The organism is Parundibacterium terreum (genome assembly GCF_014636315.1).
GTDB classification, from domain to species: domain Bacteria; phylum Pseudomonadota; class Gammaproteobacteria; order Burkholderiales; family Burkholderiaceae_D; genus Undibacterium; species Undibacterium terreum.
On the sequence record NZ_BMED01000006.1, the window covers coordinates 374,777 to 390,856 of the forward strand.

The window sequence follows — 16,080 nt, forward strand, 5'->3', positions numbered from 1 at the left end:
TTGTTTTTCTGTCTACTAAGATTCCCTCCACTGCAGCGACGATGAAGAGTTTGCAGATTGTACCGAACAAAAAGCAGAAAATGGGCAAAGGACGTTGCGAAGCACGGTATTCGGAGTAATGTATTGTTACCAATATCGGGTTGATGATTTTATTATTAAAATGATAGCATTCGTGAAAAAATATCGGACTTGGTCGGGTACCTATAAATAGCATTCGGGAAAAAGATGATGCAGAAAAAAGCAATAGCAGTGATGCGCATGATGGTGCTGACGATAGCGGCGGCGGTAGCCGTCGCCGGCGTCAGCGATGCGCAGGCCAGCTCGGCCAGCAGCAGCCGTTCCAGCACATCGGGCTCCTCATTCAAGAGCGGATTTTCGTCGCAAAAGAAATCGTCTTCCGGCTCTTCATCGAAGAATTCTTCTTACGACTTCGGCAATAGCAGCAAATCTTCCGGCAGTTCGGACTCCGATTCGGGCAGCAGTAGCAGAAAGACCGGTTTCGGTTCTTTCAGCAAGAATTCAGACAGTGGTTCTGCGCCATCATCGGACTCCGGCAGCTCCAGGTCCAGGTCCGCGCTCGGCAAGGATCTGGACAAGAATGCAGCCAATGCCAATGCATTAAAGACGCTGGACGCCAGGAACGCGGCAAAAGCCCGCCAGGATAGCCAAAACCAGCAATCGGCAGCGGGCGGCCCGCTGTATTCACCTGCCCCGGTACAGCAGGCTCCTGCGGCGGCACCGCCGGTGATCATCCAGAACAACGGCGGCGGTTCGTCGAACGGCTGGATGTGGTTCCTGCTGGGCCAAAGCATGCATAGCCACGATAGGGAGCGGGTCATCATAGACCGCGGAAACGGTTCCACCAACTCGTCCGGCAGTTCTGACGGCATGGCCGATGGCGTGGGCGGACAAGGGGGCGGCAGTGGTGCGGTCAGGGCCAGCCAGCCTGAGCAGCCCGGCTTTTTCATGCATACATTGCGCGTCCTGTTCTGGTTGCTGGTATTGGCCGCGGTCGGCGGCGGCATCTACTACCTGGCAAAGCGCAAGGGAATCAGCAAATCCTCCAACTACTCATTAGGAAAGTTCTGAAATGGCCTGGACAGATGCATTCAAATACGTAAAAGGCATAGCCGCCCGTCACGGCATGGACAGCGGCGAGCGCCGCGAAGACCAGGGTTTGCCGCTGGGCGGCCGCATAGGCGGCATGATCAAGATGCAGAAAACCCCGTTCATCCACGCTAGCACCAATGGTTCGCTGATGGAAATCCCGGGTGACGGAGATACGCTGATCAGGGCCGTGAGCCGGGTCAACCTGGATATGTCGGGCAGCCTGTTCCGCTATTACCTGGCGACCGGCGATGACGACAGCCAGGAAAAATACCTGCAGCTTTACCAGGACGACAAGGGCCAGGTGGCGGAATTGATGTACTGCACCCGCCTGACCCGGCTGATCCCGGAAACCGAGGAAGACCAGGAAGCCTACCTAGGGGAAGCCGGTTACGGCCTGGGTGACAAGTCATATACCTTGTGGCGCGAGCAGTTGGCGGGCCTGGGTTTTGACGAGGCGGATCTGAAAAACGTGTTTGGCGAAGCAGACAGCATTACCTACCAGCGCGATGCCGGCGACCCGCAGGCGGAATTTGTCCGCCCTTTCTCCGGCACCGAGACCAGGATAGACGACGCTGGCGGCGAACACGGATTGAAGCAGCAAGTCGTCTTCATGCCTTACACCAGGGACGTGGTCGGCAGCCCGGAATACCTGCTGATTACGACAGAAATTGTGCTGAGCCAGGACGGCGACAGCAGCAAACGCGGTATCCACGTGGACTTCATGATAGGCATACCACTGGAACAGGACAGGGTAACGATACAGTAGAGAATGCGAATTTGATTTCATCCCCATGACAGTATTTGGCAGTAAAACATAAGAACCAAACACAAGAATTGAAGAGCTGTACGGCAGTAACACACTAGAAGTATTTCTTAATTGAGAGGAAGCAAAATGAGTAATTTGAATGGTTGGGGCCTGACAGCACGTTTGATATCCAAACACTTCGGCGTACTGGGCGACAAGGTATCGGAAGCCATCGCCAATTTCGACCCGGAAACAGCAACCGAAGCGGATCGTGACCGCCTGGCCGATACCCTGAGGGAAACTGCACAAAAGCTGGCGGCGGCCCGTTCTTCTTTCGACAAGGAACACGCTGACGTCGTCAAACTGCGCGAACTGATCGCCACCGACGAAAAAGCCTCGGAAACCCTGGCAGAACGTCTGGCGGCAGGAAAGATTTCGGAAGCGACAGTCAGCCTGTTTTGCGACGAGCTGGAATCGAACAAAGCCAGGCTGCCGCTGGAAGTGCAGGAAGAGGCGGACGCGCAAGAGTATATGAGCGAGCTGCAAAAGATCGTCGATGCACTGTCCAAGCAACTGGCTGACTTTGATGCGGCTGCGAAGAAAGCCATGCAGGCACTGGCTTCCGCGAATGCGCAAAAAGACTTGCAAGCCTTGCGTGCCGAGCGCCAGGAGCAATTGTCCAGCCTGTCCGGCCTGAAAGGCAACAGCACTGCGCTGAACGCGCTGACCCGCCGTGCACAGACGGTCAGCAACGAAGCAGCCGGCCTGAAGATAGTTGCCGATATCGCGCAAAAACCGCTGGACCAGGCTGCCGAGATCGACGCTATCAGGAAGTCGGTCTCCCAGCCGGATACCGCCGGTGAATCGACACTGGAACGCCTGAAACGCCTGTCCGGAAAATCGGCTGCAGCAGCATAGTTAAAATTGCAGCGCTGAGTTTAAGAATGGCGGCGTGGAGAAATCCACGCCGCCATTTTTTCGCCATAGCTGGCGGGAAGTCGCCGTGGAATGGCGGCCAAGATTACTGTCGAAGCTGCTGCTTTTGCCTTTGCTGCAGATAATCCTTCACCTCTTCAAAGCTGACCTTGCCGCGCTTGCGCGTATCGATCTGTTCAAAATTCTTTGCAACATAGCCCAGGCCCGCCGCTCGCGCCTGTACTGCAGTAACCGCGCCGTTGCCTGATGTATCGGCAGCATCGAATTGCTGCTTCAGCTTTTTCAGCGCCTGCTCCTGCAAGGCCGCGCCGGACGCCGGTGGCTGCGTTGGCGCTATGCGCTTTTCGGGCGGTAGATAAGGATCGGCGTGAGCGGGACTGGCATAAGGCGGTACAGCACGCGCAGTATCCTGGCTATTCTGCGCCAGGCAGGCTTGCGTAGTGCCGGATGCAAGAATAAGGATGCCCAGTAATTTTTTCATATTTCCTCCCAGTGCCGGCCGTCTGCTAATGCGCTGCCACTGCCGCGGCATAAAACTTGAGCAGATCGGCCTTTGCCAGTTTGCGCGAAGCATCATCCAGATAATTCATATGGCCTCCGCTATAGTTCCTGATCTGTATATTGGCATTACTGCCCAGCCTGGCCAGATCCATTTCAGTCTGGTAAAACGGCGTGGCCAGGTCATGGTAGCCGTTCAGTGACAATACCTGCATCGCCGGATTCAACAGCAGGGCTGCCGCCAGGTCCGGCACCGTATCCGGCAGGCCGATACCGTCGTGCTGGAAATTCCAGCTATTGATGGCGGGTGAAGAAACGATGTAAGTGGAGTTCGCCGAGTACTTGAGCTGAGTGCTCAGGTAGCTGGAAAAGATGCTGCTGAAGCTGGCCGTGATCAGCGTGGAAGACGGATCGCCGCCGCTGGCCAGCGCACTGCCATTGGCGGCAAAGATGCGCGCATCATAGCGGCCTATCAGGCTGCCGGGCAGCAGGAATTGCTGGAAGGTATCCGGCGTGACATTGATGTTCTGTTGCCAATAGCTGGCTGTCAGCCCGGTGTATGCGGAGGCCTGTGCCACCAGGCCGGCGGGCGCGGAAGTGTGATTGGCCAGATAGGCCAGAACAGCGGGGCGGTAGCTGGCCGCACTAAAACTCCGTACCTGAGCCAGGTAGCCGGCGAGGTCCGTGGGCACGGGACTGGACAAGCTGTAGTAAGCGCCTGTTGCCGCATAGCTGGGCAGATAGCCGTCGCAGCTGATGGTGACCGGATAAAGCACACCGCAATTGACGTTGTAATTCAGTATCGACGATTGCAGTACGATGCCGTCTATCTTGACGCCAGCCGTCTCCAGCAGATTTGCCAGCACGGCAGTCCGCGGCGTGCCATAGGATTCGCCGAACAGGAACTTTGGCGACGAGCTGCGCTGGTACGCGGCGACATAGCGGATCACGAAATCGCGGAATACCGCAGCATCCTGGTCCACGCCCCAGAAACTTTGATTGGTATTTGGCGCTATCGCTTGCGAATAGCCGGTGCCTACCGCATCGACAAACACCAGGTCACTGGTATCGAGCAGGCTTTCAGCGTTGTCGATGAAGGGCACCGGGTTTGCCAGAGAGGTCGCCGGGGCATTGGTGACGATGCGCTTGGGAGCATAAGAACCCATGTGCAGCCATATCGTTGCCGAGCCGGGGCCGCCATTGTAAAAGAAGGTGACGGGCCGTTTGGCCGCATCCTGGTTATCCGCCGTATAGGCAACATAAAAGAAAGAGGCGGAAGCTGCCCCGGTTTTCAGGTCGCTGGCGGTGAGGTGGCCGCTGCTGCTGGTATAGGCGATCGTTTTGCCGTTCAGGCTTAACTGGCTGTGCACTTGCGCGGCTTGTTCACTGGCCATTGCCAGCGATGCGTTTGCTGCGCCGGAATAAAAAACGGGATCGGCGTAAGCCTGGTCGCCATTGCCTGGGCTGACCGGGGTGCCGGTGCCATTGCCGCCGGATGCCGGCGCACTCGATCCACCGCCGCCGCATGCGCTGAGCAGTGACAGCAGGATTGTCAGAATACCTGCCCAGATTTGTTTGTGTGCCGTCGCCATGCGCAGGCTCCTGGAGGATGGCCGGATGCCGGCCTGAGGGGACCCTGTATGCATTATCGGACTATTTGCAGGGATTTCAAGTTTGGCCGCCATACCCGCTGTTAAAACGATGTGCGCTATCCTTGCAGCAGGGACTTGTGACTATTTTTGAACTCCGCTGCACGGCGGCGTGACATTTCTATCACTTGCTGCTTGCCCAGATGCATGTCCAGGCCGCCATTGGCCGAGGCGGTGATGCTTTGCACATGGTCCAGGTTCACGATATGGCGGCGGCTGGCGCGCACGAAGCGGGACGGCTCCAGCTTTTGCTCCAGCTGTGTCAGCGAGCGCAGCATCAGCGGCTGTTGGTTGTCGAAATACACACGGGTGTAATTGCCTTCCGATTCAAACAGCCGTATTTGCGGCAGGCTGACAAACCAGCAACGATCGCCATCCTTGATGAACAGCTTGCTCTCGCCTGCTGTTGTCGCAGCCGCTGCTGCTGCGCCGGCTTGTGATGGCGGATGCGGGGCTGTCTTGTGCAAGGCCGACGCCAGCCTGGCTGCCGTCACCGGCTTCAGCAGGTAATCCAGTGCGCTGACTTCAAAGGCCTTGATTGCATAGGTATCGAAAGCGGTAGTAAAGATGACTTGCGGGGCATGGTCCAGCGCTGCCAGCAAATCAAAGCCGCTACCGCCCGGCATTTGTATGTCGAGAAAAATCAGCTCGGGTTGCAGTTCTTCTATCAGCCTGTGTGCCTCCGCCGCAGTCGCGGCTTCCCCTGCGATGATCACTTCCGGGTGGGCCGCCAGCAGGCGGCGCAACTCTGCCCGCGCCAGCCTTTCATCATCGACGATCAATGCCCTCATGCCGGCTCCAGCGGCAACGTCAGCGTCGCGTAGACCCAACCGCCGTTTTCAGTGATGGTGGCCGAGGCCTGTGCGCCGAACAGCAGGCCCAGGCGTTTGCTGACGTTGTTCAAGCCCAGTTGCGTGGAACCGTGGCGCCGTACCAGGCTGCCCTGATTAGCTACGGTCAATTGCAGCCTGTTCCCCAGCAATTGCGCGCCTATGCGTATCTCGCAGCTGCCGGCACTGGTTTCCACGCCGTATTTGACCGCGTTTTCCACCAGGGTTTGCACTGTCATGGGGGGAATGGCAAGGTGCTGCAAGGCATCGGGCACATCTTCTGCAAACAGCAGTCGGTCTTCAAAACGGATTTTTTCTATCGCCAGGTAATTGCGCACTGCTTCCATTTCCTGTGCCAAGTGGACGGTCTTGTTTTGGCCGGTTTGCAGGCTATAGCGCATCATGTCGGCCAGTTGTTCCACTGCCTGTGCCGCCAGTTCGGTGTCCTGGTAGATCAGTGCCCGTATGCTGTTGAGGCTGTTAAAGAAAAAATGCGGGTTGACCTGCGCCTGCAGCGCGCGCAGTTCTGCATCCTTGATGCTGATCTCCAGCCGCAGTTTGTCCAGTTCTGCCTGCACAAAGCGGCGGCGTGCATGCACGCTGGTATACAGCACGGTCCACATCCCAAAAATGAAAGTCCATCCGGCCAGCGCCATAGGCAGCCATTGCCAGTTATGGAAGCTGTTAGCCGGCCGCAGTGCATAAAACACGGCGGCAACCAGTATCACTTGCGCCACAGCCAGCACCACTACACCCAGGGTGAGCTTTAGCCAGGGCAGGCTGCGCCTGTGATCCAGCCATCCGCTTGCCTGCAGATGCCTGCGCCAGCGATGCGTCAGCCAAAGCCCGGTCACACTGGACCAGCTATAAATGAGCAGGAATTTGCCGGTATCGGCCGGCTGGTTCAGTACTGACGGGTAGGTATTGAATGCCCCCACCAGCAACCAGCCCAGTAGCTGCCAGATCCAGTACCAGGGCATGCCGTTTTTTTTGTACTGGCCGGGCTGCCGGGGCAGTTTTGCGTCCGGTGCTGCGTCCAGTGTTTGTTCAGGTGCGGTGATCACTTCAAGAATTCATCCATACGGGCGAGCATCCATTGCGGGTCGTCATACATGATAAAGTGCCGCGAGGTATCGCTCAATTCAATTTTCACACCCGGCAGTTTTGCATATTGCAGCTTGAATGTCGATTCGGCAGTAGAGCGCGGCATGTATTGTTTGTAAGCGATCCAGGTTCCTAGTACCAGCGTAGGAGATTTGATCTGGCCGATTTTATCGCGCAAGTCGGTGGACAGCATCTCATACATGGAGTTAGCAATTGTTTTTTGGTCGGACTTCATGCTCCAGCCGACGATTCTTTCTATGTCTTCCGGTTTGCTGATCATCGTGGAGGCGGTGCCGCGAAACTTTGCTTCCAGTGCTGCCGGGCTGCTTTCCAGGATCTTGTCGCGCATCGGGGCTGCCATTTCCTTCAACTGGGCTTCCGTCATGCTGGGCATCTGGGTTGCGCCCAATGCAGGCATGGTATCCACGATGATCAGCTTGCCTATCTTGTCCGGATGGTCGGCGGCGGTTTGCATCGCCAGGAAGCCGCCCATGCTATGGCCGACGATGATGGGCTTGTCCATTTTTTCGGAGGCGATCAACTGCATCAATTGCTGCTCTGCCTGCTGCAGCAAAGGGCCGTCGGTGGCCGGCGTGCCGGCAAAGCCTGCCAATGTCAGCACATAACAGCGGTAGTGCCTGTCGTAATGGGCGACGGTGTCTTTCCAGACTTCACCTGGGGAAGACAGGCCGGGGATCAGTATCATGGGCTGGCCCTGGCCGCTGGCCTGGACCTGGAAAGCCGGGTTGGTGGCAGCTTGGGCGCCGGAGCCGAGCACACTCAGGGCAGCAATGAAGCCGAGCGATGCGGCGGCGCTGCGCGCCAGTTTCAGTAAGGATGTGTTCATGCGGTTTCTCTCTCAGGTGGTTGGTACAGCCATCTTAGGGAGTCGCAATGCGGGACACTACCGCTTTGGTATGAACGGTCATCTTCAATGATGAGCGGTATGAGCGGTATGAGTGGTATGAGTTGTATAAGCGGTAAAGCACGGGCGAAAAAAAACCTCCAGCGCCGGTAACGCTGGAGGCTTGCTTTACCTGGGGAGATTCCCCTGGACTTGTTACACCGGCTGTATGCCTGCCAGTACCCAGCCGCCCTGGCCATTGACCGGCTTGCTCATATTCCATACTTCGGCAAAAGCTTCCGGTGCGGCATGTTCGCTTTCCTTGATGATGCCGTTGAAGCGTACGCTGGCCAGATAATCCCTGTCCGTCGTTTCCACGCCCAGCAGTTCCGAATTCAGGCTGACCACGTCGGTATGGTTGGCAGAGGCACCGCGTTCCTGCAATTGCAGACGCAGTTCACCAAACATTTCCGGCGTTGTGAATTCACGGATATCGTTCACATCGGCACGGTCCCATGCTGCCTGCAGACGGATATAGTGGGCCTTGGCATTACGCAGGAAGGTATCTACGTCAAAGTCTGCCGGCACATCCCAGGTCGCTGCACTGGCACCTGTTGCCGAAGCAGTGGACGCCGCTGCGGATTGGAAAGCTGCAGGCTGGCTGGCGGACTGGTTGTTTATACCTGAACCGATTTCCGGTACGCCGTTAGCCTGGCCGCCAGCGTAGGCATTGGCAAATGCCGGCTTTTGTGCGCTCGATCCCGCACTGCGATTCTTGATCATGCGGTAGATGAACATACCTGCTGCTGCCAGCAAGCCTATCATCAGGATGGAGCTCAGCATGCTGGCCATTGCGCCGCCCATGCCCATGCTGGAGAACAATGCGCCCAGACCCAGGCCCAGCAATGCGCCGCCCAGGATACCCTTCCAGGGGCTGGCCGGTTTAGGCGGAGTGGCGCCGGGAGCTGCTGCAGGAGGTTTGGCTGCGTTAGGTGCTGCCTGTGCCGGTGGCGCCTGGCGCGAAACGTTTTGCGACTGCCTGCCGATAGCGCTGCCGCCGCCTACGCGTTTGGCCTCCGCATCTGCGACGCCCAGCGACACCGCGCCAAGGGCAATCATCATGGTAAGCAAGAATTTTTTCATGTTAGCTCCTAGTATGTGTGTCCGGTACAAAAGCACCGGATTCATCGTTTAGCCGACGATACATGGATACTAAAGCAGCATTGCTTATAGAAAAAGCGAAGATAATAGAAGGATTACTTCGTAAAAACAGAAGTAAAAAGGGCTTGGAGTGAATTTATGCGGATAAACTCACCCCAAGCTCAGCAACTCAACGCAGGCTCAAAGTCTGCCTTTTCCAGGCCGGGTCTTGCCATTTATAGAACAGGCTGAGGAAATTTGGCGCATCGGCCTGCTTTTCCACTTCCAGCGTATCCATTTTGACCACTTCAAAGCTGCGCTTGTAGCGGCCGTCTATCCTGGCCTCGCGCGCGACCAGCATCTTGTTGCTGCCGGGCACCCAGCCGGCAAATTCGGCATAGCCCAGCTCGGACTCGCTGGCGGTCGGCGGCAATACGTCGATGATCCAGCCGTTACTGCCCTGATGGAACAGCCATAGCTCGCGCCAGCTATCCATGGGTTGCACCGCCAGTGCCAACGCCGTGCCCTGGGAATTGGCGCGGGCAGAGGCATTCCACACCAGCCCATACGTGCAGCGCTGCGCCAGCGGGTTTTTCTGGTCATGCTTGGCATCCACCAGGCTGATGCAGGTTTCGCCGGGCTTGCCGGGCGTGGTGCGTATGCCCAGTCCGGATGGTTTTCCATCTTGCCCGTTTTGCGGCGCAGGCACCGTCTCTGCTGCCCAGCGCATGCTGCCAGCGCGCACACCGGCATCGGCGTAGGCGCTATTATCTTCATCGCTGAGTTCCAGCTTGTTCACGCCTGCCAGTTCCAGCATGGCACGGTTGCCGGCATCCACCGGTGATTCATTGCGCCTGGCTTTCTGGAAAACGATGCTGGACCAGACTCCGGCGCGGCGCATGCGCACGCGGTTTTTCAGGTAGTCCGGCAAGTTGACCAGCTCTACCCTGTCCAGCACGTCGGCGCGCCAGGTATCCAGCGCCGCCTTTTCGGCCGGGCGCATGGCAGGGTCTATGCATTCCTGCCGGGTCAGTGCCAGCGCGGCCCTGGCTTTTTGCTCATTGCTGGACGTCATTGCCAGCACGCGGCGGAAGGCTTCGCCGTCATAGCATAGTTGCATGCGGCTATCGCGCTCGAAGCCCTGTATGCGTATGCCGTAGTTGGCAACCACTTCCAGATGCGCCGCGATGATGGCGTCATTCTGCTTGCTCTGGCGCGCAGAGGCACGGCGCGCCAGCCGGTCTGCCATCGTACCCAGCGCGTCGAAAGCTTCCGCGCCTATCGCCTCGGCCGGTGCCGCCTTCAGGTAGGCTGCCGCATAACTGATGCCCAGCGCTTCCGCTCCTGGTGTATCGCGCAGGAAGCGTACCACCGCCATCAAGTCAGGCGCATCGTCCGGCCTCAGCGACATCAGGCGTACCTGGGAAGCCTTGATATAGCCGGCACGCTCGCGCCGGTGATCATAGACTTGCAGGTAATCCATTTTTTCGCCACGGATTTCCAGGCTGTCGCCCTGCCATAGCACGACTTGCTGCTGAGCCGAATCCTTGGGCGAGGCCCGCAACTGGGCCTGGTCTTGCGTGACTATCGCGACCAGTGCGGCCGCAGCGATGCCGGCGGCGATCATTGCTGGCTCCCTTCGGTATTGGCCGTGGCTTCCGCGGCTACCCTGCGGCTCCTGTCCTGCTTGCCGCCACCCAGCAGCGTGGAACCGATGAAGCCGCCGTCGCCTGGGGGCGGCGCAATGATGACCGAGATTTTGTCGGACAATTTATCAGCCATGGTCTTTTGTATCAGCAATGGATGCTTGCTGATCAGTTCACCGTCGCGTTCCAGTTGCGCGCTGGCGACCTTGCCGACCAGTTCCTGCCGGTAGGCTTCCGCATCGGCCAGTTTGCGGCGCGAATCGGCTTCGCCGGACGCTTCTATCACGCGTGCCTGGGCCGCACCTTCCGAGGTTTTGATGCGGGCGACTTTTTCGGCCTCCGCTTCATATTGCCTTTGCTCTATCTGCTTTTGCTTGAAGGGCAGTACGTGCTTCATCGCTTCTTCCTGTGCCTTGGCGGCGATAATTTGCTCATTGCCGGCGGCTTCTGCGGATTTTTCGCGCTTGATTTTGTCGGATTCCGCTTCCAGTGCGGTTTGCTTGACCTGTTTTTCCTTCAATTCCAGCGTGTAGCGCATTTTTTCGGTTTCCAGTTCTTCTGCCAGCAACTTATCCATGCCGTTCTTGTAATCTTGCGGCAAGTCCACCTTGCCCATCATCACGCTGCGCAGCAGGATGCCGTCGGCTGCCAGCTTGGGCTTCAGTTCCGCTTCTATCTGCTGCTGGATTTCCTGGCGCTTGGAAGAAAAAATTTCCCGCACCGTATATTTGGTAAATGCCTTATAGATGACGCCCTGCACCAGCGGCTCCACTACTTCTCCATTGATATCCTGCGGCAGGCTGGACGACATGCGGGTCAGCTTGCTTTGGTCCAGCGCATAGCGGATGGTCAGATCCACGCCCAGTGACAGGCCTTCTATCGACTGGAAAGGCGCTTCGCCATCGGCACGGCTGCTGCCTTCGGGACGGTAAATCTGGTCCAGCAGCGAGTAACGGCGCACATCGTGCAGGCCGGGAACTGCAAACGCCAGGCCCTCATGCAGCTCGGTCGCATTGCCGGTCAATTGGTTGATCCTGACGCCGACCTGGCCGTGAGCGATATTTTGCACCGGCGGATGCTTGTACAGCCCATAAACCGCCAGCCCGCTCAATCCCAGAATCAGCACGCGGCGCCCCAGGCGGCTGCGATCCACCTGCACAGTGCCGACCCTGGCGGCTTTGGAATGCAGGAAATGGAAGCTGGACTTGATACCGGCAACACTGCCGGACAGCGCTGCACGTATGGCTTGTACGACGACCTTGATCCGCTCTGACATGGCTTTACCCTATTGTTGTAGACATCGAAGAAAGGAAACAGTGCCTTGATGGAGGTTTTCTCATCGCACTTCCCTGGCAAGCAGTGTGCTCCGGCGGTGGCGGAAGTATCAATGCCGCGCCGTTGCCAGAATTTTCATGCCCAGGCGGCGCTTGTTCCCGGCGCGGAAGATGCGCTGCCGCGTGTGAAGAAAAGCTCACAGCAGATGTATGACTTTTCTGGCGAAAGCGTGGATACTTTGCCTCATCAATCAATAAGGCCGGAAGAATCCGGGAAGCGCATGGCACAGCTAGAGGCGAAGGCAGCGATAAAAGTGGCGGTCATAGAAGACGATCTGCCTACCAGCAACCAGTTGAAAGGCTGGATAGAAGCGGCCCGGCCCGGCATACAGGTGGACCAGTGGTTCAGCCGTGACGATGCCGAGGCGGCGATAGAACGCGAATCCTACGATCTGGTGGTGCTGGACATCGAGCTGGGCCGCGAAAGGCATGCCGGGGTTGCCATCATCAACGCGATCAACAAGAGCCGGGCAACGCCGGTGCTGGTAGTGTCGGCGATGCCGGCCACCATCTATCGCAGCATCATGAAGGCGCTGGACGCCTGGGACTACCTGCAAAAAGCCACCTTTGAAGAATCCGATTTCATCGATACCTTTCTGGAAATACTGCGCGCCGCCAAGGACCGCCAGCAGCACAGGCAAAAAGAGCAGGCGGCAGCGCCAGCCGGCAATGAATTGTCGATAGACCCGCTGCGCCAGCGTACGCCGATCTGGCGCGGCCAGCGCATCAACCTGCCTCTGACGGCGCAGAGGATACTGGCAGCCTTGTTCGCCAGCCGCGGCCAGGTGGTGTCGTATGAGGACCTGTACCAGGTCGTGAAGAGCGGGCAGAACCGCGACAATATCCGCAAGCACGTCAGCACGATACGCGATGCCTTCCGCGAGATTGATCCCGGCTTCGAATGCATAGAAAACGTGCCGATGCGCGGCTTCCGCTGGACCGACGAAGCACCCGGCAAGCACAAATGAGCGCGCCTGTATTGCAGCGGCTGCTGAGCATAGCGCCCTACCGGCTGCGGATATTGTTCCGCACCGTGTTCCTGCTGCTGGCGGCGGCTACCGTGGCGCTGGTGCTGTTTGTGCTGCAGCAGGAAAAGCAGCTCAGCTACAAAAATTACCAGGGTGGTTTCAACAAGACGCGCGAACAGATTTCATCCACGCTGCGCAATCCCGCCGGCCAGCTGGCGCTGCTGAATCCTCCGGCACAGGAAGGCAGCGGGCGTTTCCTGCATCCGCTGCTGCTGCCCTACTCCGCGCTGGATTTTGACGACCAGAACAAGGTGCAGCAGGCGGTGGCATTGTCCGGTTGCATGGCCAGCTATGGCAATGACGGCTCACTGTGCGTGGGCATAGGCAATAATCCCTGGGCCGGCGGTTTCATCTATGTGGCAGGTAGCTTCAACAGCAAGGCCCTGGTTGCACACCAGCGTGGCGAACTGGTGCTGGACCAGTCGCACCGGGTCAAGGTGACCGTGGCCTTGCGCGGCCAGACCTACCAGTGGATAGCTCCTTTTGAAGAGATCTCGGATGCACCGGCATTGAATAGCCGGCTGGCGGCAGCCAGGGGCCTGCGCGGCCGCCTGACCGGCTTCAATGCCGGCGAAGCGGATAAGCCGCATGCGCGTCCGGTGAAGGAGTTCCGTGGCTGGATATGGCAAAACGCCTCGTGCAATGAACCGGAGCAGGATGGCAGAGATGAAGAATGCAGCCGCAGTTCCTTCTTTTCGCTGCGTTTGCCGGTAGGCGTATTGCAGGATGCGCTGTTCGAGAAAAAACGTCCGGTGTGGCCGCCAGAGGACCTGGATCAGATCAAGGTACAGGTCGTGGTGCTGGCGCCGCAACAGAGCACGCCTCTCCTGGATAGCGATAGCCGCGATGCGGTACCGCCATTTTCGCTGAGCGACCTGCAAGCCTTGCTGCTGCCCGGAGAAACCCTGCGCATACGCAAGCTGGATAAACCGACCAAGGAGACGGAAACTGAGCGGCCGGATTTCGTCAAGCTGGTGGGCAAGGTGGAACAGGAAGATGAATCCTGGCATTTGCTGACCAGCGTGATCCGCCGCCTGCCGGTGGAGGCCTATGACACGCCGCTGGAGAGCCGCGAGGTGATCACGACTTCGCTGGGCAGCTATGAAGTGCTGCTGAAAGGCGATGTGCGCAGCGTCAGCAAGAGCCTGAGCGTGATTGCCACTCGCGTCTCCTGGTTTGTCGGCGCGATATTGCTGGCGCTGCTGCTGGCCTGGCTGGCGATAGAAATAGGCATCATACGCCGCATCACGGTGCTGACCCGGCGCGCCGATTCGGTATCGAAGACGGTGAAGGGTGCCGGCGGCCTGGAAAAATTCGACTTGTCCGATCTGCGCGGCAGCGATGAACTGGGCGTATTGGCCAATTGCCTGCACGACCTGCTTCGGCGGGTCAGGGAAGATGTAGAGCGTGAAGGCATACGGGCCGAGCAAGAAAAAGAAATGTGGCATGCAGTCGGCCACGAGATCATGTCGCCGCTGCAATCGCTGATGGCGCTGCATGATGCGCCGGATGACCAGAGCAGCCGCTACATCAACCGCATGCAGCAGGCGATACGGGTGTTATACGGCAGCGCATCGCCCAGCGAAGCTTTCCAGTCCACGGTATTGCAGGTTGCGGAAATAGATATCACCGCTTTCCTGCAGCATGTGGCAGGCAACGCGCCTTGCGTCGGCATACCGCAGGTGCAGTTTGCCGGTGATGCTGCGGCGCAGATGCCGGTCATGGTCAGGGCGGATGACTATTCGCTGGAGGATGTGGTCACGCATGTGCTGCGCAATGCCGACCGCCACCGCTTGCCCGGCACGGCCATCACGATCACGCTGGAGGCCAGTGAAACGGCGGCCACGATCACCATCTTCAACCAGGGACCGCATATTGCAGAAGACTTGCTGGACAAGATTTTTGAATATGGCGTGTCGGACCAACATGAGTCCGGCGCCAACGGCAATCGCGGCCAGGGCTTGTTCGTCGCCAAGACCTATATGGCCAAGATGGGCGGCACCATCGCCGCCCACAATGTCGCCGGTGGCGTCAGCTTTATACTGAACCTGCAGCGGGGGCTGGGCTAGTGATTGCCGCAGCCCGGGCATCGCGCCAGCGTGTCCATGCGGTGGTCAGCACGAACATGATGGCGATGATGACGGCCCAGGCGGTATAGCAAGCCAGCAAGGTCGGTTCATAGCCGTCCGGCAGCTTTTGCCCGCGGCCGACGAAGGATGGATGGTAGTCGTAGCGCCAGCCCATGTACACCCAGGCCAGCGCATGGATCAGCGCAATATGCACGCAATAGAAAAACAGCGGCGCGCGCCCGAATAGCGACAGCACCGGCACCCGCTGCTTTACATACTTATCCAGCACGGCCAGTATGGCCAGGCTGATGCCCAGCGTGGAGCACAGGTAGAGCAGCGACGGCGGATACTTGTGCACGCGCATGAAGGACAGGAAGCTGTATACGCCGCCCTTGGCCTGTTCCGACCATGCATCCGGATCGCCGTAGATATTGCCGAAGCGCAGCCCGACAAACACCAGCAGCAAGGCTGCAACGCTGATCCATAGGAAGCGCTGGCGCTTTTCTGCCTGCCACAGGAAGACCGGCCCCATTGCATAACCGGCCGCCATTAGGCCTACCCAGGGCATCAGCGGATAGGCAAATGCCGCGCCGAAGCCCTCACCCAGTGGCAGGAAGCCGCCCTGGTGCCAGGCCTTGAACAGGATGCCGGAAGTCGGCCCATGCAAGGCGTCCAACAGGTTATGCGGCAATATCAGCGCCGCAGCAATCACGGCGACCAGCGTGCGCGGCAGCCAGATCAGCGCCGACAGGAAGATCATGCCCATGCCCAGCGCCCAGATGACTTGCAGGATCAGCACGTTATAGCCGAATTGCCAACTAAAGCTGATCCACGTGCATTCCAGCACGACCAGCATCGCGCCGCGCCCTAGCAGGTAGCGGGAATTGTCCGCCACGCCTGCCTTTTGCTGGCGCAGGAAGGCAGATACGCCTGCCAGCAGCACGAAGGTAGGCGCACACAGGTTGGTGATCCAGCGGGTCCAGTACCAGCCGGGGCTGGTCTGCGCCAGATCCATGGGATCGAAAGGCGTTGCCGCAAAAAAATCCCGGGTATGATCCAGGGCCATCAAGACGATTACTATGCCGCGCAATAAGTCGATTGCCGGCAGCCGAGCCGATTTCCCCACGATACTGTTCCCCAGGTTGTT

General features: G+C 58.4%; 14 protein-coding genes. 5 read left to right on the plus strand and 9 right to left on the minus strand.

Features of this window, described 5'->3' with window-relative positions; genetic code table 11:
• Window positions 1-225 precede the first annotated feature (225 nt).
• The 3 genes from IEW12_RS24645 (at window position 226) to IEW12_RS24655 (ending at window position 2,773) form a co-directional block, all read left to right on the plus strand.
• Window positions 226-1,089, plus strand: a complete 864-nt coding sequence (locus tag IEW12_RS24645) for a hypothetical protein (protein ID WP_188568777.1) — start codon at window positions 226-228, stop codon at window positions 1,087-1,089.
• A gap of 1 nt (window position 1,090) precedes the next feature.
• Entirely contained in the window at window positions 1,091-1,876 is a 786-nt protein-coding gene (locus IEW12_RS24650) for a DUF2491 family protein (RefSeq protein WP_188568778.1), read from the plus strand.
• Between the two features lie 126 nt (window positions 1,877-2,002).
• Window positions 2,003-2,773: a coiled-coil domain-containing protein gene (locus IEW12_RS24655; protein ID WP_188568779.1), complete on the plus strand. Its 771-nt coding sequence runs from the start codon at window positions 2,003-2,005 to the stop codon at window positions 2,771-2,773.
• Window positions 2,774-2,876: 103 nt separating this feature from the next.
• On the opposite strand, the gene IEW12_RS24660 is transcribed toward IEW12_RS24655, so the two are convergent.
• The 8 genes from IEW12_RS24660 to IEW12_RS24695 all read right to left on the minus strand — a co-directional run bounded on the left by IEW12_RS24660 (window position 2,877) and on the right by IEW12_RS24695 (window position 11,778).
• Window positions 2,877-3,272 carry an EF-hand domain-containing protein gene (locus IEW12_RS24660; protein WP_188568780.1) on the minus strand — a complete coding sequence of 132 codons (396 nt, stop codon included), beginning with the start codon at window positions 3,270-3,272 and terminating at the stop codon, window positions 2,877-2,879.
• A gap of 25 nt (window positions 3,273-3,297) precedes the next feature.
• The gene (locus IEW12_RS24665) at window positions 3,298-4,881 is read right to left on the minus strand and encodes a S10 family peptidase (RefSeq protein WP_188568781.1); all 1,584 of its coding nucleotides are present in this window, start codon (window positions 4,879-4,881) and stop codon (window positions 3,298-3,300) included.
• Window positions 4,882-4,997: 116 nt separating this feature from the next.
• Entirely contained in the window at window positions 4,998-5,729 is a 732-nt protein-coding gene (locus IEW12_RS24670; protein WP_188568782.1) for a LytR/AlgR family response regulator transcription factor, read from the minus strand.
• Window positions 5,726-6,832 carry a sensor histidine kinase gene (locus tag IEW12_RS24675; protein ID WP_188568783.1) on the minus strand — a complete coding sequence of 369 codons (1,107 nt, stop codon included), beginning with the start codon at window positions 6,830-6,832 and terminating at the stop codon, window positions 5,726-5,728. Before IEW12_RS24675 ends, IEW12_RS24670 begins: the two co-directional genes overlap by 4 nt.
• Window positions 6,829-7,719, minus strand: a complete 891-nt coding sequence (locus IEW12_RS24680) for an alpha/beta fold hydrolase (RefSeq protein WP_188568784.1) — start codon at window positions 7,717-7,719, stop codon at window positions 6,829-6,831. Before IEW12_RS24680 ends, IEW12_RS24675 begins: the two co-directional genes overlap by 4 nt.
• Before the next feature lie 213 nt (window positions 7,720-7,932).
• Window positions 7,933-8,859 carry a Tim44 domain-containing protein gene (locus IEW12_RS24685; RefSeq protein WP_188568785.1) on the minus strand — a complete coding sequence of 309 codons (927 nt, stop codon included), beginning with the start codon at window positions 8,857-8,859 and terminating at the stop codon, window positions 7,933-7,935.
• Window positions 8,860-9,046: 187 nt separating this feature from the next.
• Window positions 9,047-10,483: a hypothetical protein gene (locus IEW12_RS24690; RefSeq protein WP_188568786.1), complete on the minus strand. Its 1,437-nt coding sequence runs from the start codon at window positions 10,481-10,483 to the stop codon at window positions 9,047-9,049.
• The gene (locus IEW12_RS24695) at window positions 10,480-11,778 is read right to left on the minus strand and encodes an SPFH domain-containing protein (protein ID WP_188568787.1); all 1,299 of its coding nucleotides are present in this window, start codon (window positions 11,776-11,778) and stop codon (window positions 10,480-10,482) included. Before IEW12_RS24695 ends, IEW12_RS24690 begins: the two co-directional genes overlap by 4 nt.
• Before the next feature lie 279 nt (window positions 11,779-12,057).
• On the opposite strand from IEW12_RS24695, the gene IEW12_RS24700 reads away from it, so the two are divergent.
• Together IEW12_RS24700 and IEW12_RS24705 are read left to right on the plus strand one after the other, a co-directional pair.
• Complete coding sequence (locus IEW12_RS24700) at window positions 12,058-12,804, plus strand: response regulator transcription factor (RefSeq protein ID WP_188568893.1); 747 nt, start codon at window positions 12,058-12,060, stop codon at window positions 12,802-12,804.
• Complete coding sequence (locus IEW12_RS24705) at window positions 12,801-14,933, plus strand: sensor histidine kinase (RefSeq protein ID WP_188568788.1); 2,133 nt, start codon at window positions 12,801-12,803, stop codon at window positions 14,931-14,933. Before IEW12_RS24700 ends, IEW12_RS24705 begins: the two co-directional genes overlap by 4 nt.
• On the opposite strand, the gene IEW12_RS24710 is transcribed toward IEW12_RS24705, so the two are convergent.
• Window positions 14,902-16,059: an acetyltransferase domain-containing protein gene (locus IEW12_RS24710; RefSeq protein ID WP_188568789.1), complete on the minus strand. Its 1,158-nt coding sequence runs from the start codon at window positions 16,057-16,059 to the stop codon at window positions 14,902-14,904. The two genes, IEW12_RS24705 and IEW12_RS24710, sit on opposite strands and share 32 nt — an antisense overlap.
• Window positions 16,060-16,080 lie beyond the last annotated feature (21 nt).

Bases quoted from the DNA above. Each gene is read 5' to 3' on its own strand.
- IEW12_RS24645 (WP_188568777.1), top strand. From the start codon at position 226: ATGATGCAGAAAAAAGCAATAGCAGTGATGCGCATGATGGTGCTGACG.
- IEW12_RS24650 (WP_188568778.1), top strand. From the start codon at position 1,091: ATGGCCTGGACAGATGCATTCAAATACGTAAAAGGCATAGCCGCCCGT.
- IEW12_RS24655 (WP_188568779.1), top strand. From the start codon at position 2,003: ATGAGTAATTTGAATGGTTGGGGCCTGACAGCACGTTTGATATCCAAA.
- IEW12_RS24660 (WP_188568780.1), bottom strand. From the start codon at position 3,272: ATGAAAAAATTACTGGGCATCCTTATTCTTGCATCCGGCACTACGCAA.
- IEW12_RS24665 (WP_188568781.1), bottom strand. From the start codon at position 4,881: ATGGCGACGGCACACAAACAAATCTGGGCAGGTATTCTGACAATCCTG.
- IEW12_RS24670 (WP_188568782.1), bottom strand. From the start codon at position 5,729: ATGAGGGCATTGATCGTCGATGATGAAAGGCTGGCGCGGGCAGAGTTG.
- IEW12_RS24680 (WP_188568784.1), bottom strand. From the start codon at position 7,719: ATGAACACATCCTTACTGAAACTGGCGCGCAGCGCCGCCGCATCGCTC.
- IEW12_RS24685 (WP_188568785.1), bottom strand. From the start codon at position 8,859: ATGAAAAAATTCTTGCTTACCATGATGATTGCCCTTGGCGCGGTGTCG.
- IEW12_RS24690 (WP_188568786.1), bottom strand. From the start codon at position 10,483: ATGATCGCCGCCGGCATCGCTGCGGCCGCACTGGTCGCGATAGTCACG.
- IEW12_RS24695 (WP_188568787.1), bottom strand. From the start codon at position 11,778: ATGTCAGAGCGGATCAAGGTCGTCGTACAAGCCATACGTGCAGCGCTG.
- IEW12_RS24700 (WP_188568893.1), top strand. From the start codon at position 12,058: ATGGCACAGCTAGAGGCGAAGGCAGCGATAAAAGTGGCGGTCATAGAA.
- IEW12_RS24705 (WP_188568788.1), top strand. From the start codon at position 12,801: ATGAGCGCGCCTGTATTGCAGCGGCTGCTGAGCATAGCGCCCTACCGG.